This window comes from Streptomyces sp. NPDC030995 (assembly GCF_055571215.1).
On the sequence record NZ_JBVIFS010000008.1, the window covers coordinates 46,442 to 71,417 of the forward strand.

Here is a 24,976-nt window from a genome sequence, read left to right on the forward strand (position 1 = left end):
CGGCTCTAGCTCCGTCCTCCTCGGTTGGGAGGACAGTAGTGACGAGATGCGCACAACGTCATCACATCTGAGGGAGAATTGAGCATAACGATCCGGCCTCCCCCGGATACGCTCCGTGCGCGGCATCGGCGTGGTCGACTATGGACGCGTACCGGGTGCATAACGGAAGGCGCGCCGGAGCGGAACCCACTTGACGTGGCACTCTGTATCGGCGTGGATGCAGGGTGGCCCCGCACGGGGCAGCCGAAGAGCGAGCCGAACGGGCGAGCCGCAAAGAGCGAGCTGAAAGAGCGAGAAGGGGAGAGGGGGACGACATGAGACTGCTGCTCGTCGAGGACGATGATCACGTCGCCGCCGCCCTGTCCGCGATCCTCGCGCGGCACGGCTTCCAGGTCACCCACGCCCGCAACGGCGAAGAGGCCCTGCAGGCGCTGCTGCCCGCCGGTGCCCCGCCCACCGCAGCCTCGCCCTACGGGGTGATCCTGCTCGACCTCGGCCTGCCCGACCAGGACGGCTACGAGGTGTGCGGCAGGATCCGCAAGCGCACCGCCACGCCCGTGATCATGGTGACCGCGCGGGCCGACGTGCGCTCCCGCATCCACGGCCTGAACATGGGCGCCGACGACTACGTCACCAAGCCGTACGACACCGGCGAACTCCTCGCCCGGATCCACGCCGTCGCCCGGCGCACCGGCGCCTCCGAGGAGGCCGCCGCCACCGGGACCGGTACGCCCGCCACGGTCCGCCTCGGTCCCGTCAGCATCGAGCTGCCCACCCGCCGGGTCAGCGTGGACGGTGCCGACGTACAGCTCACCCGCAAGGAGTTCGACCTGCTGGCCCTGCTCGCGCAGCGGCCCGGTGTCGTCTTCCGCCGCGAACAGATCATCAGCGAGGTGTGGCGCACCAGCTGGGAGGGGACCGGGCGGACCCTGGAGGTCCACGTCGCCTCGCTGCGCTCCAAGCTGCGCATGCCCGCCCTCATCGAGACCGTCCGCGGGGTGGGCTACCGGCTCGTCGCCCCGGCGGCCCCCTAGGGGGCCCTCCGCCGTGCGCGCCCGCCTGCTCCCGCTGCTCGTCGTCCTGATGGCGGGCACGCTGCTCGCACTCGGCTTCCCGCTCGCCGTGAGCCTGGCCGCCGGACAGCAGCAGCGGGTGGTGGTCGACCGCATCGACGACAGCGCCCGCTTCGCCGCCCTCGCCCAGTTCGTCATCGACGCCGAGGGCTCCGGATCCACCGGCGCCGGCGAGCGCCGCAAGATGCTCCAGCTCGAACTCGCCCGCTACCAGGAGCTGTACGGCATCCGCGTCGGCATCTTCCTGCGCGACGACAACGCCATGGCCCGATCGCCCAGCTGGTGGGAGCTCCCCGAGGCCGGAGAGGGCCGCCGCGCCTTCGAGGAGGCGCTCGCCGGGCGGCGCAGCCACGATCCGCCGCAGGTGTGGCCGTGGCAGAGCAACGGCAAGCTGCTCGTCGCCTCGCCGGTCGTCCTCGACGGGGACGTGGTCGCGGTCGTCGCCACCGAATCGCCGACCGACCTCATGCGCGGCCGGATCCTGCAGGGCTGGCTGCTCATCGCGGGCGGGCTCTCCGCCGCCATGCTGGTCGCCTTCGGCGCCGCACTGCGGCTCACCAGCTGGGTGCTCAAGCCCGTGCGGACCCTGGACGCTGCCGCCCACGGCATCGCCACCGGGCGGATGAACTCGCGCGTCGCGGCCGCCGGCGGGCCGCCGGAACTCCAGCGCCTGGCCGCTTCGTTCAACGAGATGGCCGACAACGTCGAAGAGGTTCTGGAGCAGCAGCGGGCGTTCGTCGCCGACGCCTCCCACCAACTGCGCAACCCGCTCGCGGCGCTGCTCCTGCGGATCGAGCTGCTCGCCCTCGAACTGCCCGAGGGGAACGAGGAGATCGCCTCCGTCCGCACCGAGGGCAAGCGCCTGACACAGGTCCTGGACGACCTGCTGGACCTGGCGCTGGCCGAGCACGCCTCCGCCGAGATCAGCCTCACCGACATCGGGGCGCTGGCCGCCGAGCGGGTCGCAGCCTGGCGTCCGTACGCCGAGGAGAAGGGCGTACTGCTCACCGAGACGGGTCGCACCGCCGTCACCGGCTGGGCCGACCCCATCGCCCTGTCCAGCGCGCTCGACGCCGTCATCGACAACGCGCTCAAATTCACCCCCACGGGTGAGGAGGTCGACGTGTCGGTCTCCGTCTCGGGGCGCTCCGTCCACGTGGTCGTCGCCGACCGCGGTCCCGGCCTCACCCAGGACGAGCTGCTGCGCGTCGGCGACCGGTTCTGGCGCAGCGGACGCCACCAGAACATCAAGGGCTCCGGGCTCGGCCTGTCGATCTCCCGCACCCTGCTCGCCGCGGGCGGCGGGTCCCTCTCGTACGAGACGAACCCGCCGCACGGGCTGCGGGTGACGGTGGCCGTGCCGCGCACCGAGCCCCACGGGCCCTGACCGGTCCGGGGCCCTACCAGGTGAGGGCGGCGCGGGCCGGGGCCGAGACCCCGTACAGCTCGTCGACGGCCCGGACCTCGAAGGCGGCCGCCCGCTCCCGCCCGGCGCGCGGGACGGCGGGGAGGTAGAGGGCGGCGGCGCAGGTACCGCCGAGGAAGCGGCGGGTGCCGTCGGGCAGGACGCGGGACACCTCGTAGTGCCGGATCGGCCCGGACGCCCGGCGCCACGACAGCCGCAGCCACGCCTGGTCCCCGCGCCGGGCCGCGGCGTCCACGCTCAGTGCCACGGGCGGGGCCGGGTGCCGGGTGCGGGTCTCGTCGCGTACCGACAGGGCTCCGAGCCGCCACGCCACCGGCTCCTTCCCGAGCGCGGTGATCCGTACGGCCAGGGCGTACGCGGTCCGGCCCGCCAGTGACGCGAGCCCGGCCCGCGTCGTGCGCCAGCCCTGCCCCGTGCCGGTGCGTGCGGTCCTGAACCAGGTGTACGGGACCGGCTCGCCGGGGCCGGCGGGCTCGCGGGTGGCCACCCCGACCTCCACCGCGACCGGTCCCGACCCGGTGGCGTGGACCAGCTCCACGACGGTCCCGCGGGTCAGCGGCAGCCGCGTGGCGTGCAGCCCGATGACGGCGGGAGCGGTCAGGGCGCCCGCGACGAGCAGGCTGGAGCCGCCGCGCCAGGCGTCCGCGAAGTCCAGGGTGACGGAAGGGCGTTCCCCGGCGGTGTCCACCGCCCAGCGGCGTCCCGGGAGCCGGTCCTGGAGGCCGAGGTGGTTCCACGGCGCGTCCGAGGTGACCTTGCCCGCCTCGTACCAGCGCAGCCCGTGCCCGGTGTTGAAGGAGCAGGCGAAGGGCAGCCCGGTCACGGTGGACCGGTCGGCGACGACCGTGGCGGGGGCCCGCCAGCGGGACTGCGGCGCGGGCCGGGCGGGGTCCAGGGACTCACCCGTCCAGAACCGGTCGTCGGCGCGGTGGAAGGCGCCGGGGGACCGGTCGGCGAGGTGGTTGCGCGTCCATTCGGGCCGGTAGAAGCCGTAGCTGACGACGTGCTCCCGGTCGCGCGGAACGATCGCGTCCCAGGGGACCGCGGAATCCCAGCCGCGGGACTCCGTGTCCACGGCCGCCCACAGCTCGTGGCGGGAGCGGCCCAGCCGGTCGGCGAGCGCGCCCGAGGCCGACAGGCTTTCCGCGGTCCAGCGGAAGTCCACGAACACCGTGTCCGCGACCTTCCCGGCCCGGTCCTCGAAGAACTCCTGGTTGAGCGCGTTGAGGGCGCCCTGCCAGCCGACCCGTCCGGTGGTGTTCATGGCGTCGTACCAGGTGATGCGCAGACCGTGCGGGGCGCCCGCCGCCCGCAGGGCGCGCAGGAACTCCCGCATCCGGGTGGCGAGCGCACTGTCGCCGCCGTCCGTCTCGGCATTGACGAACCAGCCGTCGAAGCCGTACGTCCGCGCCACCTGGACGAGCTTGTCCGCGATCGGGAAGCGGCCGAGGGAGTCGCGCTGGACCAGGTCGCGCGTCCACTGGAGGTCGCCGCCGTAGGCGACGGGCGGCAGGAACACGTTGCCCAGCACCCGCACCCCGTTGCGGTGGGCCGCGTCGACCACGGGTGCGTTCGGGGCGAGCACGATCCCCTCGCCGGCGGAGCCGCCCCAGAAGACGAGCTCGTCGATGTACGCCCAGTGCGTGAGCGCGTAGTAGTCGGCCGTCGGGGAGCCCTGGGCCGGATTCCCGGCGGTGGGCCCGAAGGAGACGAGGGAGGAGATCCGGGCCTGGCCGGCGCGGGCGTCCCGGTTCGCCGGGACCGGGGTGAACCGCTGCGCCAGGGGCACCGTCGCGGTGTTGTGGGCGAGGTCGGGGTCGCTCTCGGGAGTCCACTGCTTGAGCGAGCGCCACACGATTCCGGGGCCGGGGGTCCCCTGCGGGAGGGAGTCCGGGAACCAGTAGGAGGCGTACGGGGCCAGGTCCGCCGGGGTCGCCGGGGCGGGCGCGGCGTCCGGCGCGGCGTCCGGCGCGGCTTCGGGCGCGGTCTGCGGCGCGGCGGAGGCGTACGGGACCAGGCCCGGCGCGCCCAGCAGCGCCGCGGCCCCGGCCCCGGCGGCGAGCACCGTGCGCCGGGCCGGCGGCCGTATCGCGGTCGAGGGGTGCGGCGTACGAGCGTCGACGCCGTTGTCGGTCTCGGACATGCGGGGCTCCTCCGGAGGGGAAGGCGGTCGGGGGACGGGGTGGCCGGGGGACGGGTGGCCGGGGGACGGGGCGGGCGCCCGGTCAGCCGAGGTCGTGCACGCGCAGCACCTCCGTGATGCCGCGCGCGGAAAGGTGCGCCGGGTCCTCGGCGAGCTCGGCGAGGACCACCGCGGGCCGGACCCCGTCCGCGGTGAGCGCCGCCCAGGCTTCGAAGAACGCGCCGCCGGGGGCGCACACCGACCGGCCCGGCGCCTCCTCGGCCGCGCCGACGTCCACCGCCAGCGCGGTGGACCGTACGGCGGGCCGGTGCGCGCGCCCGCGCCACTCCTCGGTGATCCGGGCGATGGCGGCGCCCGCCGGCTTGGTCCGGCGGTCGTTGGTGAGCAGGCCGAGGCCGTACTCCAGCTCCGGGAAGTCCGCGAGCTCCCGGGACACGTCGTGCGAGCACCACCAGGTCACGCCCCACAGGTCCGGGCAGTCCAGGGCGCCCGCGACGGTGGCCTCGGTGAACCGCGCCGCGCGCTCCGGCCCGATCAGCGGCGCCGGGGCGCCGACCTCCTGGAGCCACACCGGACGGTGCGGGTCCACGGCCCAGGCCTTGGAGAGCTCGATCAGGTACGCGGCGTGGTGCTCGGTGGCCGTCCCGGACGGGCCGTGGCGCTGCGCGGTGCCGTTGAACACCCAGGAGTGCACGGCGGTGGCCGCGCCCAGCCGGGCCGCCTGGGCCGCGGTGAAGGGGTGCCCGTCCTGGTACCAGGCCGCGTCGTACTCGGCGTGCACGTGGAACCGCCCGGGCGCGCCCCGCTCGCAGGCGGCGAGCATCCGCTCCAGCCAGCGGGCGGCCTGGTCCCGGGTGATCCGGTCGGGGTCGGGGTGCGGGGCGTCGGAGAACTGGTTGATCTCGTTGCCCACCGTCATGCCCAGGAAGTTGGGCCGGTCGGCGAGGGCCGCGGCCAGCGTGCCCAGGTACGCCTCCTGCCCGGCGACCACGTCCGGGTCGGTGAAGATGTTGCGCCGGTGCCAGGTCCCGGTCCAGGCGGGCAGGAAGTCGAAGCTCGACAGGTGCCCCTGCAACCCGTCCACGTCGACGTCCAGTCCGCGCTCGGCGGCCGCGTCGACGAGCGCGACGAGCTGCTCGACGGCGCGCGGCCGGATCAGCGTCCGGTTCGGCTGGAAGACCGGCCACAGCGGGAAGACGCGGACGTGGTCCAGCCCGAGCGCGGCGATCGAGTCGAGGTCGGCCCTGACCTCGTCGAGGTCGAAGTCCAGCCAGTGGTGGAACCAGCCGCGGGTCGGCGTGTAGTTGGCGCCGAAGCGGAGCGCGTCATCGTGCACGGGGCGTCCTGGAGTTCTGGAGGAATTCACCGGGTGGGGCACAACCTGCCGGTGCGGATGAGGAAAGTCAACAGGGCCTCAGGCGTGCGCACTTATGCGCTTCAGTCCAGTTGACACAAGGGTTCTTCTCGCGCAACCTGAGGGAACTAATGCGCTTTAGTTGTGCCTGGCCACAGGGAAGTACGTGGAAATGGACAGCGGTATTTCGGTCACGGCGGTCACCACTCCGGCCCTCTTCACCGGGCCGCCGGAAACGCCCTCGCAGGTGGTCCGCGTGCGGATCCGCGGGGAGCGTCCCGCCGGCCCGCTGCACGTCACCGTGCACGGCGCGGGCGTCACCACCCCGCACCCGCGGATCCTGCGCGCGGACGCGGTCGGGACGGCGCGCGAGGCCACCGACGGGGTCACCGACGACGTCACCGACGGGGCCACCGGCGACGTCACCGCCGACGTCACCGCCGAGGTGGCCGTCCGGACCGGGGACGCGGTGCCCGGGGAGCTGCTGGCCGCCACCGCCCGGGTCGCCACCCCGCAGGGGCGGACGCTCGCCGAGCTGTCCTTCGGGCTGACCGTCGCCGAGCCCGGCTGGACCGTCCGGCTCGTCCCGCACTTCCACTACGACCCGATGTGGTGGAACACCCAGGCCGCCTACACCGCCCTGTGGGACGCCCCGCCGAAGCCGGGCGCCCCGGAACCGGGCTGGGAGTACGCCGGCGTGCCCGCCTTCACCCTGATCCCGCTCCACCTCCAACAGGCGCGCGAGGACCCGGCGTACCGCTTCGTGCTCTCGGAAGTCGACTACCTCAAGCCGTACTGGGACGCCCACCCCGCCGACCGCGCCGAACTGCGCGCGCTGATCGCCGAGGGCCGCGTCGAGATCGTCGGCGGCACCTACAACGAGCCCTCCACCAACCTCGTCTCCGCCGAGACCACCGTCCGCGGCGCGGTCCACGGCCTCGCCCTGCACCGCGGCACCCTCGGCGCCGATCCGCGTACCGCCTGGCAGCTCGACGTCTTCGGCCACGACCCGTCCTTCCCCGCCCTGATGGCCGGCGCGGGCCTGGACTCCGCCGTCCTCGCCCGCGGACCCCACCACCAGTGGGGGCCGATGGCGGACACCTGGGGCGGCCCCCTGCGGGCACCCACCGCCATGCAACTGCCCGCCGAGTACGAGTGGATCGCGCCCGGCGGAGGTGAGGGACTGCTGCTGCACTACCTGCCCGCGCACTACTCGGCCGGCTGGTTCTCCCACCGGGCGCCGGACGCAGGGGCCGCCGCCGAGCAGCTGCTGGACCTGTACGAACTGCTGCGCACCTGCGCCGCGACCAGGAACGTCCTGATCCCCATGGGCACGGACTTCTCCTGGCCCCACCCCTGGGGCCTGGACGTGCAGCACACCTGGAACCGCCGCTACTGCTGGCCGCGCATGGAACACTCCGGCCCGCGCGCCCACTTCGACGCCGTCCGCGCCGAGTTCGCGGCGCGCGGGGAGCGGCCGCTGCCGGTGACCCGGGAGATGGGCCCCGTGTACACCGGCAAGGACGTCAGCTACATCGACGTGAAACAGGCCCACCGGGCCGCCGAGAACCTCCTCGAACAGGCCGAGACCTTCGCCGCGCTGGCCTGCGCGGAGGGCCTGCTGGACTACCCGGCGCAGACGCTGGACAAGGCCTGGCGGCACCTGGTGCACGCCGCCCACCACGACGCGGTCACCGGAACCTTCTCCGACCAGGTGTACCTGGACCTGCTCCCCACCTGGCGGGAGGCGTACGAACTGGCCCGCGCCGTACGGGAGGAGGCGCTCGCCGCGCTGACGGACGCGGCCGACACCCGGGGGCCCGCGCCGCTCGCGGTGACCGTGCACAACCCGCTGTCGTGGACGCGGACCGACCTGGTCCGCACCTCGGTGGAGCTGGCCGCCCTGGGGCTGACGGCCGCCGACGCGCACCGGATCGCGGTCCGCGACGCGGCGGGCGGCCGCGCCCCCGTCCACGTCGAGGCCGCGGCCGACGGAGTGGCCGACGTGGTCTTCCTGGCCGGGGAGGTGCCCTCGCTCGGGTACCGGACCTGGTGGCTGGAGGGTGCGGACGCGCCGGTGTCGGGCGGCTGGGAGCCCGCGGACGGCTTCGTGGTGGAGAACGAGGCCTTCCGCGCCGAGGCCGATCCGGCGCGCGGCGGCGGCCTCGTCCGGCTGCTGGACCGGCGCACCGGCCAGGAGCTGCTGACGCCCGGGCAGGTGGACGAGCTGGTCGTGCAGGAGGAGTACCCGGAGCACCCCGTCTTCGGGGAGGGCCCCTGGCACCTGCTGCCCAAGGGGCCGGGCACCGGCTCGGGTTCCGCGCCGGCCGCGTCCTGCCGGGTGGAGCGCGGGCCGCTCGGTGCGCGGATCGTCGCGACCGGGCGCACGGGGCCCGTCCGCTGGACGCGCACCACCACCCTGTGGGACGGCCTGGACCGGGTGGAACTGACCACGCGGGTCGACGCGTTCGAGGGCTCCGACCAGCTGCTGCGGCTGCGGATCCCGGCCGACGTGCCGGGCGCGGTCCCGGTCGCGGAGACGGCCGCCGCCGCCGTGGGGCGCGGCTTCGCCTTCCCCGAGGCGGATGCGGGGGCCGACGGCGCCCGGGCCCCGTGGACCCTGGACAGCCCGTGCCTGAACTGGTTCGCGCTGTCGGCGCCGCTGGCCGGGCCGGACCGGGCGCTGGGCGCTGCGGAGATCGTGCTGCCGGACGCGGGACATCCGGACGGCCTGCGGGAGCTGGTCACCGCGCTCGGCCGCCACGGGGTCACCGCCACTCCCACCCGGCCCGCCGGTCCGCGCTGGGGCGACCTGGCGGTGGACAGCAGCCTCCCGGACGTCCGGATCGCCCTCGGCGGCCCCGGGGCCAATGCCTTCACTGCGGCGGTGCTGGCGGCGGCCGATCCCGCGTACGCACAGGCCGTACGAGAGCACGCCCGGGTGTGGATCCCGGCCCGGGCCCCGCTGCGCGCACTGTGGAGCCCCGGCTGCGACCTCACCGGCATCCGGGACCTGCCGGTCCTGGTGCACACCGGGTCACCGGCGGAACTCGCCCGGGCCGTCGCCGGTTCGGGCCGCCTGGAAGCCGCGGAGGCACCGGCCGGGGCACCGGCCGGGGCGTGGGCCGGGGCGTGGGCCGGGGAGGACGCGCACGAAGTCCCGTACGCGAACCGGACGGTGGGGATCCTGGTCAGGGGCACGCCCAGCTTCGCCGTGGACACGGCGGGGAGGCTGCACAGCACCCTGATGCGTTCCTGCACCGGCCGCCCGTCCGGGGCGTGGATGGACCTCCCGCTGACTCCGTCGGGGGGATCCCCACCCCGGCGCACCGCCCCGGACGGCAGCTCCTTCCAGCTCCAGCACTGGACGCACGTCTTCGAACACGCGCTGGTCGCGGGGGAGGGGGACTGGCGGGAGCTCGACCTGGCGCGCCGGGGGCGGGAGTTCAACAAGCCCCTCACCGCCGTGACGGCCGCGCCGGCGGTCGGCCCGCGACCGTCGGCCCGCTCCCTCCTCACCGTGGAACCGGCCGACCGGGTGCTGATCGAGGCCGTGAAACGAGCCGGCCAGGGCGGACCGGGCGGCCAGGGCGGACAGGGCGGAAAGGGGGAGCCCGGCGCATCAGGCGGGCGGGGCCGCCTGGCGGTCCGGCTGCGCGAGACGCACGGCCGCCCGGCGGCGCCCGAGCTGCGCTGGCCCACCGGGCCGGCCACCGAGGCGGACCTGCTGGACCGCCCGCTCGGCCCCTTCGGGGCGGGCATCGGCGGCGCGGCCACCACCACCGTGCTGCTGCCCACGGAATCGGGCATGCCGCTGCGGCAGGGCGAACGGGAGCCGCACCAGCCGGTGTTCAGCCGCTACTGGCTGCACAACACGGGCACGGCCCCGCTGGGGGACGCGCCGTACACCGTGACGTGTGACGGGGCTGCGTCCGCGGCGGCGGTGACCCTCGCCTCCCACGCCGCCGCGGGCGGATCCGTCGCGCTGGAGGTCCGTGCCCCCGACGGCTGGCGCGCCTCCTGGACCCGGCGGACCGTGGACCTCCCGCCCGGCGGACACGTGCGGATCCCGCTGAGCGTGGTGCCCGCGACCGGGGCCGAGCCCGGCGAACACCTCGTCCGGATCCTCGCCGCCACCCCGGCGGGGGAGTTCGAGGACGGGCTGACCGTGACCGTCCCCGGTGGCCCGGTTCCGGCCGGGCTGTGGGTGGAGGCCGTCGAGCAGGCCGTCACGCTCGCCCCCGGCGCGCGGGGCCTCGTACGGGCCCGGATCGGCGCCACCGGCATCAGGAGTGCGCTGACGGGCCGGGCCCACGCCGTCTCCCCGTACGGGGGCTGGCAGTTGACGGCCCCCGCCGTGCTGCCCCTGCACATCACGGCGGACCGCCCCGCGGAGGTCGGGTTCGGGCTCCGGCCGCCGCTCGACACCCCTCCCGGGGACTACTGGGTGGTGGTCAAGGCGGTCTGCCAGGGCAGGATCGCGTACGGTCCGGCCATCGCAGTCCGCATCGAAGGATGAATGAGGCAGGCCATGGCCCGCAGACCCACCATCAAGGACATCGCCCGCCGGGCCGGGGTGTCGGAGAGCGCCGTGTCCTTCGCGCTCAACGACCGGCCGGGCGTCTCGCAGGACACCCGGGCCCGGATCCGCCGCGTCGCCGAGGAACTCGGCTGGCAGCCCAACAGCGCGGCCCGCGCCCTGTCCGGCGAACGCTCCGGAGCCGTCGGGCTCGTCCTCGCCCGGCCCGCGCACACCCTCGGCGTCGAGTCCTTCTTCCTCCAGCTCGTCTCCGGCATCCAGGAGGTCCTCTCGGCGGCCCGGACCGCCCTCCTGTTCCAGGTCGTCGAGGACATCGACGCCGAGTGCGCGGTCTACCGCCGCTGGTGGGCGGAGCGGCGGGTGGACGGCGTCCTGGTCGTCGACCCCCGGACCCAGGACCCCCGCCCGGCACTCCTCGGGCAGCTGGGCCTGCCCGCGGTCACCGTCGGCGAGTGCGCCCCCACCCCGGACCCGGCCCTTTCCGCCGTGCGGGCCGACGACGCGGGGGCCATGGCGCAGGTCCTGGACCACCTGTACGGGCTGGGCCACCGCCGGATCGTCCACATCGCCGGGCTCCCCGGCTTCGCCCACACGGCCCGCCGCATGGAGTCCCTGCGGACCGATGCCGCGCGGCGCGGGCTCGGCCCGGACCAGGTGCGCTCGGTGGTCACCGACTACTCCGACGCCGAGGGCGCGGCGGCCACTCGCCGGGTCCTGGCCGAGCCGCAGCCCCCCACCGCGCTCGTCTACGACAACGACGTGATGGCCATAGCGGGCAGCGCGGTCGCCGCCGAGCTGGGCATCCCCGTGCCGGGCCGGCTGTCGATCGTGGCCTGGGACGACTCCGCGCTCTGCCGGGTCACCCACCCCCGGCTCACCGCCCTCGTGCGCGACACCGCGGGCTTCGGCCGGCTCGCCGCAGAGGAACTCCTCGCCGTCCTCGCGGGCAGCCCGGCCGGGGTCCGGGTGAGCGAGCAGCCGCGACTGGAGCCTCGCGAGAGCACGGCGCCGCCCCCGGCGCATACTGAATCCTGAACCCTTCCTGGAGCCGCCACAGTGATCACCCCCACCGCCCCGTTCCCCACACCGCGGGCCGCCGCAGCGGCCGCCGGCCTGACGGTGGCGATCGACATCGGCGGTACGAAGATCGCGGGTGCGCTCGTGCACCCCGACGGCACGATGACGGCCACGACCCGCCGCCCGACCCCGCGCGGGGTGGACGCGGACGCCGTCATGGCCGCGGTGGGCGAGGTCATCGCCGACCTGTCCGGCTCGCCGCTGTGGCCCTCGGCGGTCCGCTGCGGGATCGGCAGCGCCGGCCCGGTGGACGCCTCCCGGGGCACGGTCAGCCCGGTGAACATCGGGGCGTGGCGGGCCTTCCCGGTCCAGGCCCGGGTCGCGGCGGAGCTCGCGGCGCGCGGGGCCGAGCTGCCGACCGTGCTGGCCGGCGACGGCGTGGCGATGACGGCGGCCGAGCACTGGCTGGGCGCGGCCCGCGGCCACGCGAACGCGCTCTGCATGGTGGTCTCCACGGGCGTCGGAGGCGGCCTGATCCTGAACAACCAGCTCCACGCCGGCCCCACCGGCAACGCGGGGCACATCGGCCACATCAGCGTGGCCTTCGACGGCGAAGGCGAACCGTGCGCCTGCGGCGGCCGCGGCTGCGTCGAGTCGATCGCCTCCGGCACGGCGATCGCCCGCTGGGCCCTGGCCCAGGGCTGGACCCCGGCGGACGGCCCGGCAGGCCCCGGTAGCGCCCGTACCCCCGGCAGCGCCCGTACCCCCGGCGGCGCCCGTGATGCGACGGCCGCGGGCGTGGCCGCGGCGGCGGCCGTCGGCGACCCGATCGCCCTGGCCGCCTTCGACCGCGCCGGCCGCGCCCTGGCCGCCGCCATCGCAGCCACCGCCACCCTCGTCGAGACGGACATCGCGGTCATCGGCGGTGGGGTCGCCGCCTCCGGCGACACCCTCTTCGCCCCGATCCGCACCCACCTCGCGGACTACGCCACGCTCTCGTTCGTCAAGGAGCTCCAGGTGGTACCGGCCACCCTGGGCACCGACGCGGGCCTGATCGGCGCGGCCGCGGCGGCGATGATGCTGCTGCCGCACACCTCCTCGTCGTGACCGTCAGGGCTTGACGGACCGGTAGTACCGGCCCGCGCCCTCGTGCAGCTCCAGGGGATCGGTGTAGATCGCCGTCCGCAGGTCCACCAGCTGCGCCGCGTGCACCTCGCGGCCGACGCGGTCGCGGCTGAGGATCACCGTCCGCGTGAGCAGCTCCGTCAGCTCGGGGTCCGTCCCCTCGGTGGTCACCAGCAGGTTCGGCACGGCCACGGTCGTCACCGGGCTGGTGTTGCGCGCCCGTGCGTACGCGTCCTGCGGCATCACCGCCGTGCGGTAGTAGCGCGCCGGGCTGCCGCCCTGCTGGAGCGGCTCCACCAGGTCGCCGAGCTGCACGAGCCGGATGTCGAACCGTTCCGACAGCTCGCGCACCGCGTTGGTGGGCAGGCCGCCGGACCAGAAGAACGCGTCGATCCGGCCGGCCTCCAGCTCGGCCGGCATGGTGTCGATGCCGATGGAGACCGGCGTGATGTCCAGGGTCGGGTCCAGCTTGGCCGCGACGAGCAGCCGCTCGGAGACGAGCCGCACCCCGGATCCCGGCTGGCCGATCGCGACCCGCTTGCCCCGCAGGTCCCGCGCCGACTGCACCGGGGACCCGGCCGCCACCACCAGCTGCACGTAGTCGTCGTAGAGCCGCGCGCAGCCGCGCAGCCGCGCCGCGCCGGGCTTCCCGTCATGCTGGTACTGGGCGACCGCGTCCGCCGTCGCCACCGTGAAATCGGCCTCCCCGGAGGCCACCCGCTGCAGGTTCTCCCGCGAGCCCTCGCTGGTCTTCAGCTCTACGTCCACCCCGGGCATGTCCCGCTTGAGCGCCTGCTCCAGCAGCTGTCCGTACCGGTGGTAGACCCCGGTCCGGGCGCCCGTGCTGAAGGTCAGCTCGCCCCGCAGTTCCGGCTCCCCGAAGGGCTTCAGCCACCAGGTCAGGACCCCGAGCAGGGCGAGTACGGCCACCAGGGCCCGCAGGGCGTGGCGCCTGCTGACATGGGGCGGTACGAGAGGCATGGCCGCGATCCTGCCACCCGCCCGCCGTCCTGTCACGGCGTGAGCCGCCCGGGGGACCGGAGGCCTTCCGGGTACCGCCTACCCTTGTTGCATGACCAGCAGCGACCGGAGCCAGGCAGTGGACGTGAAGCGAAGCTACGAGGTGCGCACTTACGGGTGCCAGATGAACGTGCACGACTCGGAGCGGCTCTCCGGTCTGCTGGAGGACGCCGGCTACGTCCGGGCGCCCGAGGGCTCCGACGGCGACGCCGACGTCGTGGTCTTCAACACTTGCGCGGTCCGCGAGAACGCCGACAACAAGCTGTACGGCAACCTCGGCCGGCTGGCCCCGATGAAGACGAAGCGCCCCGGCATGCAGATCGCCGTCGGCGGCTGCCTCGCGCAGAAGGACCGCGACACGATCGTCAAGAAGGCCCCCTGGGTCGACGTCGTCTTCGGTACGCACAACATCGGCAAGCTCCCCGTGCTGCTGGAGCGCGCCCGCATCCAGGAAGAGGCGCAGGTCGAGATCGCCGAGTCGCTGGAGGCGTTCCCCTCCACGCTCCCGACCCGCCGCGAGTCCGCGTACGCCGCCTGGGTCTCGATCTCCGTCGGCTGCAACAACACCTGCACCTTCTGCATCGTCCCGGCGCTGCGCGGCAAGGAGGAGGACCGCCGCCCCGGCGACATCCTCGCCGAGGTGGAGGCCCTGGTCGCCGAAGGCGTCTCGGAGATCACCCTGCTCGGCCAGAACGTGAACGCGTACGGCTCCGACCTGGGCGACCGCGAGGCCTTCAGCAAGCTGCTGCGCGCCTGCGGCCAGATCGAGGGCCTGGAGCGGATCCGCTTCACCTCCCCGCACCCGCGCGACTTCACGGACGACGTGATCGCGGCGATGGCCGAGACCCCGAACGTGATGCCGCAGCTGCACATGCCGCTGCAGTCCGGCTCCGACCCGATCCTCAAGGCGATGCGCCGCTCGTACCGCCAGGACCGGTTCCTCGGCATCATCGAGAAGGTCCGCGCCGCGATCCCGCACGCCGCGATCTCCACCGACATCATCATCGGCTTCCCCGGTGAGACGGAGGAGGACTTCCAGCAGACGATGCACGTGGTGCGCGAGGCCCGCTTCGCGAACGCCTTCACCTTCCAGTACTCCAAGCGGCCCGGCACCCCCGCCGCCGACATGGACGGGCAGATCCCCAAGGAGGTCGTGCAGGACCGCTACATGCGCCTGGTCGCCCTCCAGGAGGAGATCTCCTGGGAGGAGAACAAGAAGCAGGTCGGCCGCACCCTGGAGGTCATGGTCGCGGAGGGCGAGGGCCGCAAGGACGGCGCCACGCACCGCCTGTCCGGCCGCGCCCCCGACAACCGCCTGGTCCACTTCACGAAGCCGGAGGCGGAGGTCCGCCCGGGTGACGTGGTCACCGTGGACATCACCTACGCGGCCCCGCACCACCTGCTGGCCGAGGGCCCGACGCTGACCGTACGCCGCACCCGCGCCGGCGACGCCTGGGAGAAGCGCAACGCCGCCCCGGCCCAGCCCGCCGGCGTCATGCTCGGCATCCCGACGCTGGGCGTCCCGGCCCCGCTGCCGGTGGCGACTTCGGGCTGCGCGGCGCCGCAGTAATCCCAGCCTCGCCGGCGTTTGAGGCGCGGGGGCTGGGGCGGAGCCCCAGGTGCATGAAGGCGCGCTGCGCCACTCCGGCGAGCCACACCCAGCTCCGCGCGGGCCTGGGCAAGCGCCCATCGAGCACGCGCACCGCAACGCCACTGCAAAAGCCGCGCTGGCGTTAGGCTGCGGATCATGCTCGTAGCCGCTGCCGTCTGTCCCGCCCCGCCGCTGCTCGTGCCGGAGGTCGCCGCGGGGGCCGCCGCCGAACTCGGCGACGCCCGCACCGCCTGCTCCGACGCGCTGGCGGTGCTCGCCGCGTCCCGGCCCGACCTGCTCGTCGTGGTGGGAGCCGCCGACCAGGACCATCTCGGGGCCTACCTCCAGGGGGCCCGCGGCACCTTCCGCGGCTTCGGCGTCGAGGCCGAGGTACAGCTCGGGGAGGGCGAGGAGGGGCCGCGCCTGCTGCCGCCCTCGCTGGCCGTGGGTGCCTGGCTGCTCGAGCGCGCCCGGTGGGGCTCCGCCCCGCTGGAGGGCTTCGGGGTGGGCGAATCGCTGGACACCGCGCGGTGTCTGGAGGCGGGCCGGGAGATCGCCGAGGGCGACGCCCGGATCGCGCTGCTCGTGATGGGTGACGGCAGTGCCAAGCGGACCCTGAAGGCCCCGGGCTACCTCGACGAGCGCGCCGCCGCCTTCGACGCCGCCGTCGGCCGTGCGCTGGGCGCCGCCGACGTGGCCGCCCTCGCCGCGCTGGACCCCGCGCTCGCCGCCGAGCTCCAGGCCGCCGGGCGGGCCCCCTGGCAGGTGCTGGCCGGCGCGGCCGAGGGAGCGGGCCTCGACGGACGCCTCCTGTACGAGGAGGCTCCGTACGGCGTGGGGTACTTCGTGGCCGCCTGGTCCTAGCCGCCTGGTCCTAGAGGACGCCCCCTAGGTCGTCCGGGGCCGCGCGACGGAGCGAACGACGAAGGGGCGCGGGATCGGCCGTAGCCGGTCCCGCGCCCCTTTCCGGGACCGCGTCAGGAAGCTGCCGGCGGCGTCGGCCCGCCGGGGGTGTCCTTGTGCGCGATCTTGCCCAGGGCGTCCTTCGCCTTGCCCGTGCCGCTCGTGATCCGGTCGCTGTACTTGCCGTGGGTCTTGGAGTCCACGGCCTTGGCCACCTTGTCCAGACCCTCGGTGATCTTGCCCTCGTTCTTCTGGGCGAGGTCGCCGACCTTCTCCTTCGCCGGAGCGAGCTTGGCCTTCAGATTGTCCAGCAGGCCCATGGGTCACCTTCCGTTGGCGGTCGCTACGTACGGGCGCCCTCGCCGGCTTCGTTGTCCACGGCCACCTCGGCCGACTGCTGCTTCGGGATCTCCACGGCTTCCGCCGCGGGAGCCTCCGCACCAACCGCCTCGGCCTCGTCGACCGCACCGGACTCCGCCGCTACGGCCTCGGCTGCGACCTCCTCGGTCGCAGCCTGGTCCTTACGACGAAAAAACCGATCAAAAACGCCCATGTCTACTCCTGTAACGTTACTCGTGTGAGTGAAGTTCCGCCTTGGCCGGACCGGCCTCCGCCGGGCGTACGCCGGGCCGGAACCTCGCCAGGGCAACGACCCCGTCCCCGGTCCGTCACGTAACTCGATCGGGTACATGCCGTGGGGTTTGCGAGACTGGGGCAGTGAGGAAAGCAGCCCCCGCACCGCGGGTCATCGCCGTCGTCGGTCCCACCGCGGCAGGAAAGTCCGACTTGGGCGTCGCCCTGGCCCGTCATTTCGACGGCGAAGTCGTCAACGCCGACTCCATGCAGCTGTACCGGGGGATGGACATCGGCACCGCCAAGCTGACGACCGAGGAGCGCGAGGGTGTGCCGCACCACCTCCTCGACATCTGGGACGTCACCGACACCGCCAACGTCGCCGAGTACCAGCGCCTGGCCCGCCTGGAGATCGACAAACTGCTCGCCGAGGGCCGTACGCCGGTCCTCGTCGGCGGATCCGGCCTGTACGTCCGCGGCGCCCTGGACGTCATGGAGTTCCCCGGCACGGACCCCGAGGTCCGCGCCCGGCTGGAGGAGGAGCTCACCCTGCGCGGCCCCGGCGCCCTGCACGCCCGGCTGGCCGCCGCCGACCCGGCCGCCGCCCAGGCGATCCTGCCCAGCAACGGCCGCCGCATCGTCCGCGCGCTGGAGGTCATCGAGATCACCGGCCGCCCCTTCACCGCCAACCTGCCCGGCCACGAATCCGTCTACGACACCGTGCAGATCGGCGTCGACGTCGCCCGGCCGGAGCTCGACGAGCGGATCGCGCTGCGGGTGGACCGGATGTGGGAAGCCGGGCTGGTGGACGAGGTCCGCGCGCTGGAGGCCCGGGGGCTGCGGGACGGAATCACCGCCTCCAGGGCGCTCGGCTACCAGCAGGTGCTGGCCGCGCTCGCCGGGGAGTGCACCGAGGACGAGGCCCGGGCGGAGACCGTCCGCGCGACCAAGCGGTTCGCCCGCCGTCAGGACTCCTGGTTCCGCCGCGACCCGCGCGTGCACTGGCTCAGCGGGGGCGTCGCCGACCGGGGGGAACTCCCCGGACTCGCGCAGTCGTTGGTCGAACGAGCGGTCACAGCCTGATCACGTGATGGCATCGGGACGCTCCGGGCGCCCGTAGCGGGGCCGGGGGCGTGCCATCATCAAACTCGAGCGGGTGCGGTCACCTGCGGTGAATGGCGGCGTACTGAGTCCGAGTGGGGAGGGCGCGTGGCGATGGAGGCCGGCCCTCGCGACACCGGGCGGGACGACACCCGGAGGGAAGCGGACCCGACGCTTGTCGACGGGACGGACGGATCCGCAGGTCTCGGGCTTCCCGCCGATCCCGCGCGACTGACCACCGACGGCCCGGACGCCCCGGACTCCGCCGAGGCCGAGGCGGCCGCGGGGCCCGAGTTCGAGGTCGAACTGCGTCCGCAGCGCCTCCTGCGCCTGTGGCAGATCGCCCCCATCGTGATGCTCGCCGCCGCCGGCTCGCTGATGTTCGCCTTCCCGCTCGCCTTCGAGTTCGGCGACGGCGGAGCCGTGGTGGCCATGCTCGGCTTCCTCATCAGCTGCTGCGCCGGGGGCTGGGGAATGATGGCCGCCCGCCGGGTGGGCTACACGTGGCCGGGGCTCCCGGCCCGGGGCAGCGGCCGCCGCCCGGACTGGCGCATGGCCGCGCTGTACGCCGCGGTGATCCTGGCCGTCGTCGCTCTCGCCGTGTACCGGGTCGCCCGGCTCCGCTGACCGCCCACCGGACGGTTCTGCGCCTCTGAGCAGGGGCTCGGTACCATGGCCCGGTGACGCAGACCACCCTCTCCTTCCTCAAGGGCCACGGCACCGAGAACGACTTCGTGATCGTCCCGGACCCGGACAACGCCATCGAGCTGCCGGCGTCCGCCGTCGCGAAGCTGTGCGACCGGCGGGCCGGGATCGGTGCGGACGGCGTCCTGCACGTCGTCCGGTCCGCCGCGCACCCCGAGGCGGCGCACCTGGCCGACGAGGCGGAGTGGTTCATGGACTACCGCAACAGCGACGGCTCCGTCGCCGAGATGTGCGGCAACGGCGTACGCGTCTTCGCCCGCTACCTCCAGTACGCCGGCCACGTCGAGCCCGGCGACCTCGCCGTCGCCACCCGAGGCGGCGTCAAGCGGGTGCACCTCGACAAGAGCGGCGACGTGACCGTCTCCATGGGCCGGGCCGAGTTCCCCGAGGGCGAGGTCACGGTCGGCGTCGACTCCCGGAGCTGGCCCGCGCGCAACGTGAACATGGGGAACCCGCACGCGGTGGCGTTCGTTGAAAGCCTCGACGACGCCGGAAACCTGTACGCCGCCCCCGAGTTCAGCCCGGCGTCCGCCTACCCGACCGGGGTCAATGTCGAGTTCGTCGTCGACCGCGGCCCCCGGCACGTCGCCATGCGCGTCCACGAGCGCGGTTCCGGCGAGACCCGCTCCTGCGGTACGGGCGCCTGCGCCGTCGCCGTGGCCGCCATCCGCCGCGACGGTGTGGACCCTGCCGTCACCGGCGAACCGGTCACCTACACCGTCGATCTCCCCGGCGGCACCCTGACCATCACCGAACACCCCGACGGGCGGATCGACATGACCGGACCGGCCGTGATCGTGGCTGCGGGCGAGTTCGACGAAGCCTGGCTCACCGAAACGGCTTTCGGCTGAAGCTTCCCTCTAATGGGTGATCCGTTTCACGCTGAGCGAGAGGTGGACTGCGCCACGTGGTGGGGTCGGTAACATCAGGCACCGGCCCTGAGGGCTCACCCCATGCCCGCCACCGCCGGTCGAAGCCGCCGGAGGTGCCCATGAGTGCAGAGGCCACGAACCCCGAAGCACACCCCGAAGCGCCCCCTGAGCTCCGCAGACGTGGCCGGACCAGGCTCGATCTGCGCCGACTCGGGCGCGCGGCCCTGCTCGGGCCCACGTCCCGGGACCGCCTCCCGGACGCGATCGGGCACGTCGCGGAGGCACATCGCGCCCACCATCCGGACGCTGATATGTCCGTTCTGCGCCGCGCTTATCTGCTCGCGGAGACCTCGCACCGGGGTCAGATGCGAAAAAGTGGTGAGCCGTACATCACACATCCGCTCGCCGTCACCCTGATCCTCGCCGAACTCGGCGCCGAGACCACCACCTTGACGGCCTCTCTGCTCCACGACACCGTCGAGGACACCGAGGTGACCCTCGATCAGGTCCGCGCGGAGTTCGGCGACGAGGTCTGCTTCATCGTCGACGGCGTCACCAAGGTGGAGAAGATCGACTACGGCGCCGCCGCCGAACCCGAGACCTTCCGCAAGATGCTCGTCGCCACCGGCAACGACGTCCGCGTGATGTCCATCAAACTCGCCGACCGGCTGCACAACATGCGCACCCTGGGCGTGATGCGCCCCGAGAAACAGGCCCGCATCGCGAAGGTCACCCGGGACGTCCTCATCCCGCTCGCCGAACGGCTCGGTGTCCAGGCACTCAAGACCGAGCTGGAGGATCTCGTCTTCGCGATCCTGCACCCCGAGGAGTACGAGAGCACCCGCGCGCTCATCGCCGCCCACGCCGGCGAACGCGACCCGCTGCCCGCCATCGCCGACTCCGTACGGGCCGTCCTGCGCGAAGCGGGCATCGCCGCCGAAGTGCAGGTCCGGCCGCGGCACTTCGTCTCCGTACACCGGATCGCCCGGACCCGCGGCGAGCTGCGCGGCTCCGACTTCGGCCGCATCCTCGTCCTCGTCGGCGAGAACGCCGACTGTTACGGGGTGCTGGGAGAGCTGCACACCTGCTTCACCCCGGTGGTCTCGGAGTTCAAGGACTTCATCGCCACCCCCAAGTTCAACCTCTACCAGTCGCTGCACACCGCCGTCGCCACGCCCGAGGGCTACGTGGCCGAGGTCATCGTGCGGACCCGCCAGATGCACCGCGTCGCGGAGGCCGGTGTGGTCGCGCTCGGCAATCCGTACGCCACCGCCATGCCCGACGCCGCCGCGGACCCGGACGAGGAGCGGGTGGACCCCACCCGGCCCGGCTGGCTGAGCAGGCTGCTCGACTGGCAGCAGTCCGCGCCCGACCCCGACACCTTCTGGAGCGTGCTCCGCGCGGAACTGGCGCAGGACCGGGAGATCACCGTGTTCCGGGCGGACGGGGGCACCCTGGGCCTGCCGGCCGGGGCCAGCTGCATCGACGCCGCCTACGCGCAGCACGGCGAGGCGGCCCACGGCTGTATCGGCGCCCGGGTCAACGGGCGCCTCACCTCCCTGTCCTCCCCGCTGTCCGACGGGGACACCGTGCAGCTGCTGCTCGCGCACGACGCCACCTCGGGACCGGCCACCGAATGGCTGGACCACGCCCGGACCCCGGCCGCCAGGATCGCCATCAGCAGCTGGCTCGAAGCCCACCCCGGCCGGGCGATGGCCACGACCACCGCCGCGCGGGCGCCGCTGTCGGTGATCGGGGCCCGGGGCGGCGGGGCCAACGCGGTCGCCGACCTGCCGGACGCGCCCGTACGGCTGGCCGGGTGCTGCACGCCGGTACCGCCCGACGCCGTCGCCGGGTTCGTGGTCCGCGGCGGGGCCGTCACCGTGCACCGCATCCACTGCGCGGCGGTCGCGCAGATGCGCGCGGTGGGCCGTACCTCCGTCGCCGTGCACTGGCGGGCCACGGCGGACTGCCGGGTCACCCTGCTCGCTGAATCGTTCGGCCGCCCGCACCTGCTGGCCGATCTGACCGAGGCCATCGCCCGCGAGGGCGTCGAGGTCGTCTCCGCGACCGTGGAACCCCCGGTCGAGCAGCGGGTCCGGCACAGCTACACCCTCCAGCTTCCCGACGCGGCCGGGCTGCCCGCGCTGATGCGTGCCATGCGGGACGTGCCGGGCGTGTACGACGTCAGCCGCGTGTAGGGGGTGTCCTGCCGATCAGGCCCGGCTCACGGCGTGATCCGGCTCGATCGGCAAGACACCTCATAGGCCTCCCGGGGCCGGGCGGGTCGGGCGGGCCGGGCGGGGCCCTTCGCGTGTCACCGGGCGGCTACGGAAGGTCCCGTTCGGGTGGAACCGTCGCGCGCCGTGCACGGCCCCGCGGCGGGCGCTGGTAAGCGGTGGGGGATGCAGCTCTCCTCTCCGCGCCTGCGCGCCGCCCTGCTCGCCGCGGCCTCCCTGACCCTCGTCGCCGCCGTACTGCCCCCGCCGAAGCCGCTGGGCATCGGCGACCGGCTCTTCCCCGAGCTGGGGAACCCGGGGTACGACGTGCTCTCGTACGACCTGTCCTTCGCCTACAAGGACAACCAGAGCCCGCTCGACGCGGTCACCGTCATCGACGCCCGGGCGCTGGAGCCGCTGGAGCGCATCAATCTGGACTTCACCCACGGCAAGGTGGCGTCCGCCGAGGTCAACGGGGAGCCGGCGCGGTTCGAGAGCGTGGGCGAGGACCTCGTACTGACCCCCGCGCACGCCGTCCCGGACAACATGCCGCTGCGCATCACCGTCCGCCACACCAGCGACCCGCGCGGGCGCGGGGACGGCGGCTGGGTGCCCACCGAGGACGGCCTGGCCATGGCCAACCAGGCGGACGCCGCCCACCGCGTCTTCCCCTGCAACGACCACCCGGCCGACAAGGCGTACTTCACCTTCCACATCACCGCCCCGGCCGGGCTCACGGCCGTCGCCAACGGGGTGCCGGTGGCCCCCGCCCTCCGTTGGGGTCCCTCGACGACCTGGACGTACAAGACCCGGCACCCGATGGCCACCGAGCTGGCCCAGGTCTCCGTCGGCCACTCCGCCGTGGTCCACGGCACCGGGCCGCACGGGCTGCCCCTGCGCGATGTGGTGCCCGCCGCCGACCGGGAGAAGCTGGACCCCTGGCTGAAGAAGACCGCGGGCCACGTCGCGTGGATGGAGGAGCGGGTCGGCCGCTACCCCTTCGAGAACTACGGGGTGCTGATCGCCCGGGCGTCCACCGGCTTCGAGCTGGAGACGCAGACCCTCTCGCTCTTCGAGCGGAGCCTGTTCACGGGCGAGGGCTACCCCGAGTGGTACGTCGAAGCCGTGATGGTCCACGAGCTCGCCCACCAGTGGTTCGGCAACAGCGTCACCCCGCGGACCTGGTCCGACCTGTGGCTCAACGAAGGACACGCCACCTGGTACGAGGCCCTGTACGCCGACGGGCTCGGCAAGTACTCCCTGGAGCGGCGCATGCGCGAGGCGTACCAGCGCTCCGACCAGTGGCGGGCGGCCGGAGGCCCCCCGGCCGCCCCGAAGGCCGCCGCACCCGGCCAGAAGATCGGGCTGTTCCGGCCGGTGGTCTACGACGGGGCCGCACTGATCCTCTACGCGCTGCGCCAGGAGATCGGCGTCCAGGCCTTCGACCGCATCGAGCGGCGCTGGGTCGCCGAGAACCGGGACGGGGTCGCCGGCACCGAGGACTTCGTACGCCTGGCCTCGCAGGAGGCGGGCCGGGACCTGACGGCCTTCCTGCAGCGCTGGCTGTACGGGAAGACGACCCCGGCGATGCCGGGGCACCCGGAGTGGAGCGGGACCGCGCCCGTCAAATAAAGGGTGTGACCGGCGAGGAGCGGGCATGTCACCATCGACGGGCCGTTCGGGAATCCCCGGGCGGTGTGACACGTTGGACGTGACAGTTAACGTGACAGTGCTATTCGAATCGACGTAAGGATCCAATGACCTCCTCTTCTTCCCCTTCCCAGGACGCGCGGGACGCACAGGACGCTCAGGACGTGCGCGACTCGCAGAGCTTCACCGAGAGCCTTCGGGCCGATGCCCTGATGGAAGAGGACGTCGCCTGGAGCCACGAGATCGACGGAGACCGGGACGGCGAGCAGCTCGAACGCTCGGAGCGCGCGGCCCTGCGCCGCGTGGCCGGCCTCTCCACCGAGCTCGAAGACGTCACCGAGGTCGAGTACCGGCAGCTGCGCCTGGAGCGTGTCGTACTCGTCGGTGTCTGGACCTCGGGCACGGTGACCGACGCGGAGAACTCCCTCGCGGAGCTCGCCGCTCTCGCCGAGACGGCGGGCGCCCTCGTGCTCGACGGTGTGATCCAGCGCCGTGACAAGCCCGACCCGGCCACCTTCATCGGCTCGGGCAAGGCGCGCGAGCTGCGTGACATCGTCATGGAGAGCGGCGCCGACACCGTCGTGTGCGACGGCGAGCTCAGCCCCGGCCAGCTCATCGCCCTCGAAGACGTCGTCAAGGTGAAGGTGGTCGACCGGACCGCCCTCATCCTCGACATTTTCGCCCAGCACGCCAAGTCCCGAGAGGGCAAGGCGCAGGTCGCGCTCGCGCAGATGCAGTACATGCTGCCGCGCCTGCGAGGCTGGGGTGCCTCGCTGTCCCGTCAGATGGGTGGCGGCGGCGGTGGCGGCATGGCCACCCGAGGTCCCGGTGAGACCAAGATCGAGACCGACCGGCGACGGATCCGCGAGAAGATGGCGAAGATGCGCCGGGAGATCGCGGAGATGAAGACCGGCCGCGACATCAAGCGGCAGGAACGGCGCCGCAACAAGGTGCCCTCGGTCGCCATCGCCGGCTACACCAACGCGGGCAAGTCCTCGCTGCTCAACCGCCTCACGGGCGCGGGCGTGCTGGTGGAGAACGCGCTGTTCGCCACCCTCGACCCGACCGTGCGCCGGGCCGAGACGCCGAGCGGCCGGGTCTACACCCTGGCCGACACCGTCGGCTTCGTCCGGCACCTGCCCCACCACCTGGTCGAGGCGTTCCGCTCCACGATGGAGGAGGTCGGGGACTCCGACCTCATCCTGCACATCGTGGACGGCTCGCACCCGGCACCGGAGGAGCAGCTGGCGGCGGTGCGCGAGGTGATCCGCGAGGTCGGCGCGGTGAACGTGCCCGAGATCGTGGTGATCAACAAGGCGGACGCCGCGGATCCGCTCGTGCTGCAGCGGCTGCTGCGGATCGAGCGGCACTCCATCGCCGTCTCGGCGCGGACGGGCCAGGGCATCGAGGAACTCCTCGCGCTCATCGACTCCGAGCTGCCGCGGCCCGAGGTCGAGGTCGAGGCCATGGTTCCGTACACGCGCGGCTCGCTCGTCGCCAAGGCGCACGCCGAGGGCGAGGTGATCTCCGAGGAGCACACCCCGGACGGCACCCTGCTCAAGGCGCGGGTCCACCAGGAGCTGGCGGCGGACCTGGCGCCGTACGCGCTCGCCAAGCGGTGAGCAGGCCCGACGGTATGACCTTCTGAGGCTCTGACGGACTGA

General features: G+C 73.8%; 18 protein-coding genes. 13 read left to right on the plus strand and 5 right to left on the minus strand.

The window, feature by feature from the left end; translation table 11 throughout:
* Window positions 1-314: 314 nt before the first annotated feature.
* On the plus strand, window positions 315-1,034 hold the full coding sequence (locus ACZ45T_RS15115; RefSeq protein WP_468441223.1) for a response regulator transcription factor: 720 nt from the start codon (window positions 315-317) through the stop codon (window positions 1,032-1,034).
* Window positions 1,035-1,047: 13 nt separating this feature from the next.
* Window positions 1,048-2,460 carry a sensor histidine kinase gene (locus ACZ45T_RS15120; RefSeq protein ID WP_468441225.1) on the plus strand — a complete coding sequence of 471 codons (1,413 nt, stop codon included), beginning with the start codon at window positions 1,048-1,050 and terminating at the stop codon, window positions 2,458-2,460.
* 13 nt (window positions 2,461-2,473) lie between these two features.
* Here ACZ45T_RS15120 and ACZ45T_RS15125 read toward each other — a convergent pair whose 3' ends face one another.
* Both ACZ45T_RS15125 and ACZ45T_RS15130 read right to left on the minus strand, forming a co-directional pair.
* Window positions 2,474-4,642, minus strand: coding sequence for an endo-beta-N-acetylglucosaminidase (locus tag ACZ45T_RS15125; RefSeq protein ID WP_468441227.1), 2,169 nt, complete (start codon window positions 4,640-4,642; stop codon window positions 2,474-2,476).
* A gap of 82 nt (window positions 4,643-4,724) precedes the next feature.
* Window positions 4,725-5,978: a glycoside hydrolase 5 family protein gene (locus ACZ45T_RS15130; protein ID WP_468441229.1), complete on the minus strand. Its 1,254-nt coding sequence runs from the start codon at window positions 5,976-5,978 to the stop codon at window positions 4,725-4,727.
* 190 nt (window positions 5,979-6,168) lie between these two features.
* On the opposite strand from ACZ45T_RS15130, the gene ACZ45T_RS15135 reads away from it, so the two are divergent.
* The 3 genes from ACZ45T_RS15135 to ACZ45T_RS15145 are packed head-to-tail and all read left to right on the plus strand — an operon-like array spanning window position 6,169 to window position 12,660.
* Window positions 6,169-10,515 (plus strand): glycoside hydrolase family 38 N-terminal domain-containing protein, encoded by a 4,347-nt coding sequence (locus ACZ45T_RS15135; protein ID WP_468441231.1) that lies wholly within the window; start codon window positions 6,169-6,171, stop codon window positions 10,513-10,515.
* 12 nt (window positions 10,516-10,527) lie between these two features.
* Window positions 10,528-11,571, plus strand: coding sequence for a LacI family DNA-binding transcriptional regulator (locus ACZ45T_RS15140; protein WP_468441233.1), 1,044 nt, complete (start codon window positions 10,528-10,530; stop codon window positions 11,569-11,571).
* 21 nt (window positions 11,572-11,592) lie between these two features.
* Window positions 11,593-12,660, plus strand: a complete 1,068-nt coding sequence (locus ACZ45T_RS15145) for an ROK family protein (RefSeq protein WP_468441235.1) — start codon at window positions 11,593-11,595, stop codon at window positions 12,658-12,660.
* A 3-nt stretch (window positions 12,661-12,663) separates the two neighbouring features.
* On the opposite strand, the gene ACZ45T_RS15150 is transcribed toward ACZ45T_RS15145, so the two are convergent.
* Complete coding sequence (locus ACZ45T_RS15150; protein ID WP_468441237.1) at window positions 12,664-13,659, minus strand: TAXI family TRAP transporter solute-binding subunit; 996 nt, start codon at window positions 13,657-13,659, stop codon at window positions 12,664-12,666.
* 91 nt (window positions 13,660-13,750) lie between these two features.
* Here ACZ45T_RS15150 and miaB point away from each other — a divergent pair, with 91 nt between their 5' ends.
* Both miaB and ACZ45T_RS15160 read left to right on the plus strand, forming a co-directional pair.
* Window positions 13,751-15,268: a tRNA (N6-isopentenyl adenosine(37)-C2)-methylthiotransferase MiaB gene (miaB, locus tag ACZ45T_RS15155; protein ID WP_468441239.1), complete on the plus strand. Its 1,518-nt coding sequence runs from the start codon at window positions 13,751-13,753 to the stop codon at window positions 15,266-15,268.
* A gap of 177 nt (window positions 15,269-15,445) precedes the next feature.
* Window positions 15,446-16,153: a class III extradiol dioxygenase subunit B-like domain-containing protein gene (locus ACZ45T_RS15160; RefSeq protein WP_468441241.1), complete on the plus strand. Its 708-nt coding sequence runs from the start codon at window positions 15,446-15,448 to the stop codon at window positions 16,151-16,153.
* Between the two features lie 113 nt (window positions 16,154-16,266).
* Here ACZ45T_RS15160 and ACZ45T_RS15165 read toward each other — a convergent pair whose 3' ends face one another.
* Together ACZ45T_RS15165 and ACZ45T_RS15170 are read right to left on the minus strand one after the other, a co-directional pair.
* Window positions 16,267-16,512 (minus strand): antitoxin, encoded by a 246-nt coding sequence (locus ACZ45T_RS15165; RefSeq protein ID WP_360892540.1) that lies wholly within the window; start codon window positions 16,510-16,512, stop codon window positions 16,267-16,269.
* A 23-nt stretch (window positions 16,513-16,535) separates the two neighbouring features.
* Window positions 16,536-16,745, minus strand: coding sequence for a gliding motility protein (locus ACZ45T_RS15170; RefSeq protein ID WP_468441244.1), 210 nt, complete (start codon window positions 16,743-16,745; stop codon window positions 16,536-16,538).
* 164 nt (window positions 16,746-16,909) lie between these two features.
* Between ACZ45T_RS15170 and miaA the strand changes: the two genes are divergently transcribed.
* The 6 genes from miaA (at window position 16,910) to hflX (ending at window position 24,934) form a co-directional block, all read left to right on the plus strand.
* Window positions 16,910-17,848 (plus strand): tRNA (adenosine(37)-N6)-dimethylallyltransferase MiaA, encoded by a 939-nt coding sequence (gene miaA, locus ACZ45T_RS15175; protein WP_468441246.1) that lies wholly within the window; start codon window positions 16,910-16,912, stop codon window positions 17,846-17,848.
* A gap of 126 nt (window positions 17,849-17,974) precedes the next feature.
* Window positions 17,975-18,493, plus strand: a complete 519-nt coding sequence (locus ACZ45T_RS15180; protein ID WP_468441248.1) for a hypothetical protein — start codon at window positions 17,975-17,977, stop codon at window positions 18,491-18,493.
* Window positions 18,494-18,546: 53 nt separating this feature from the next.
* Entirely contained in the window at window positions 18,547-19,422 is an 876-nt protein-coding gene (gene dapF / locus ACZ45T_RS15185) for a diaminopimelate epimerase (protein WP_468441250.1), read from the plus strand.
* Window positions 19,423-19,562: 140 nt separating this feature from the next.
* Window positions 19,563-21,644 (plus strand): RelA/SpoT family protein, encoded by a 2,082-nt coding sequence (locus ACZ45T_RS15190; RefSeq protein WP_468441252.1) that lies wholly within the window; start codon window positions 19,563-19,565, stop codon window positions 21,642-21,644.
* Window positions 21,645-21,848: 204 nt separating this feature from the next.
* On the plus strand, window positions 21,849-23,294 hold the full coding sequence (locus ACZ45T_RS15195) for a M1 family metallopeptidase (protein WP_468441254.1): 1,446 nt from the start codon (window positions 21,849-21,851) through the stop codon (window positions 23,292-23,294).
* A gap of 125 nt (window positions 23,295-23,419) precedes the next feature.
* On the plus strand, window positions 23,420-24,934 hold the full coding sequence (gene hflX / locus ACZ45T_RS15200) for a GTPase HflX (RefSeq protein WP_468441256.1): 1,515 nt from the start codon (window positions 23,420-23,422) through the stop codon (window positions 24,932-24,934).
* The last annotated feature ends 42 nt before the right edge of the window (window positions 24,935-24,976 follow it).

What these genes read in the sequence shown, in the direction of transcription:
- ACZ45T_RS15115 (WP_468441223.1), top strand. Translation starts at nt 315, where the DNA reads ATGAGACTGCTGCTCGTCGAGGACGATGATCACGTCGCCGCCGCCCTG.
- ACZ45T_RS15125 (WP_468441227.1), bottom strand. Translation starts at nt 4,642, where the DNA reads ATGTCCGAGACCGACAACGGCGTCGACGCTCGTACGCCGCACCCCTCG.
- ACZ45T_RS15135 (WP_468441231.1), top strand. Translation starts at nt 6,169, where the DNA reads ATGGACAGCGGTATTTCGGTCACGGCGGTCACCACTCCGGCCCTCTTC.
- ACZ45T_RS15140 (WP_468441233.1), top strand. Translation starts at nt 10,528, where the DNA reads ATGGCCCGCAGACCCACCATCAAGGACATCGCCCGCCGGGCCGGGGTG.
- ACZ45T_RS15150 (WP_468441237.1), bottom strand. Translation starts at nt 13,659, where the DNA reads ATGCCTCTCGTACCGCCCCATGTCAGCAGGCGCCACGCCCTGCGGGCC.
- miaB (WP_468441239.1), top strand. Translation starts at nt 13,751, where the DNA reads ATGACCAGCAGCGACCGGAGCCAGGCAGTGGACGTGAAGCGAAGCTAC.
- ACZ45T_RS15160 (WP_468441241.1), top strand. Translation starts at nt 15,446, where the DNA reads ATGCTCGTAGCCGCTGCCGTCTGTCCCGCCCCGCCGCTGCTCGTGCCG.
- ACZ45T_RS15165 (WP_360892540.1), bottom strand. Translation starts at nt 16,512, where the DNA reads ATGGGCCTGCTGGACAATCTGAAGGCCAAGCTCGCTCCGGCGAAGGAG.
- ACZ45T_RS15170 (WP_468441244.1), bottom strand. Translation starts at nt 16,745, where the DNA reads ATGGGCGTTTTTGATCGGTTTTTTCGTCGTAAGGACCAGGCTGCGACC.
- ACZ45T_RS15190 (WP_468441252.1), top strand. Translation starts at nt 19,563, where the DNA reads ATGAGTGCAGAGGCCACGAACCCCGAAGCACACCCCGAAGCGCCCCCT.
- ACZ45T_RS15195 (WP_468441254.1), top strand. Translation starts at nt 21,849, where the DNA reads ATGCAGCTCTCCTCTCCGCGCCTGCGCGCCGCCCTGCTCGCCGCGGCC.
- hflX (WP_468441256.1), top strand. Translation starts at nt 23,420, where the DNA reads ATGACCTCCTCTTCTTCCCCTTCCCAGGACGCGCGGGACGCACAGGAC.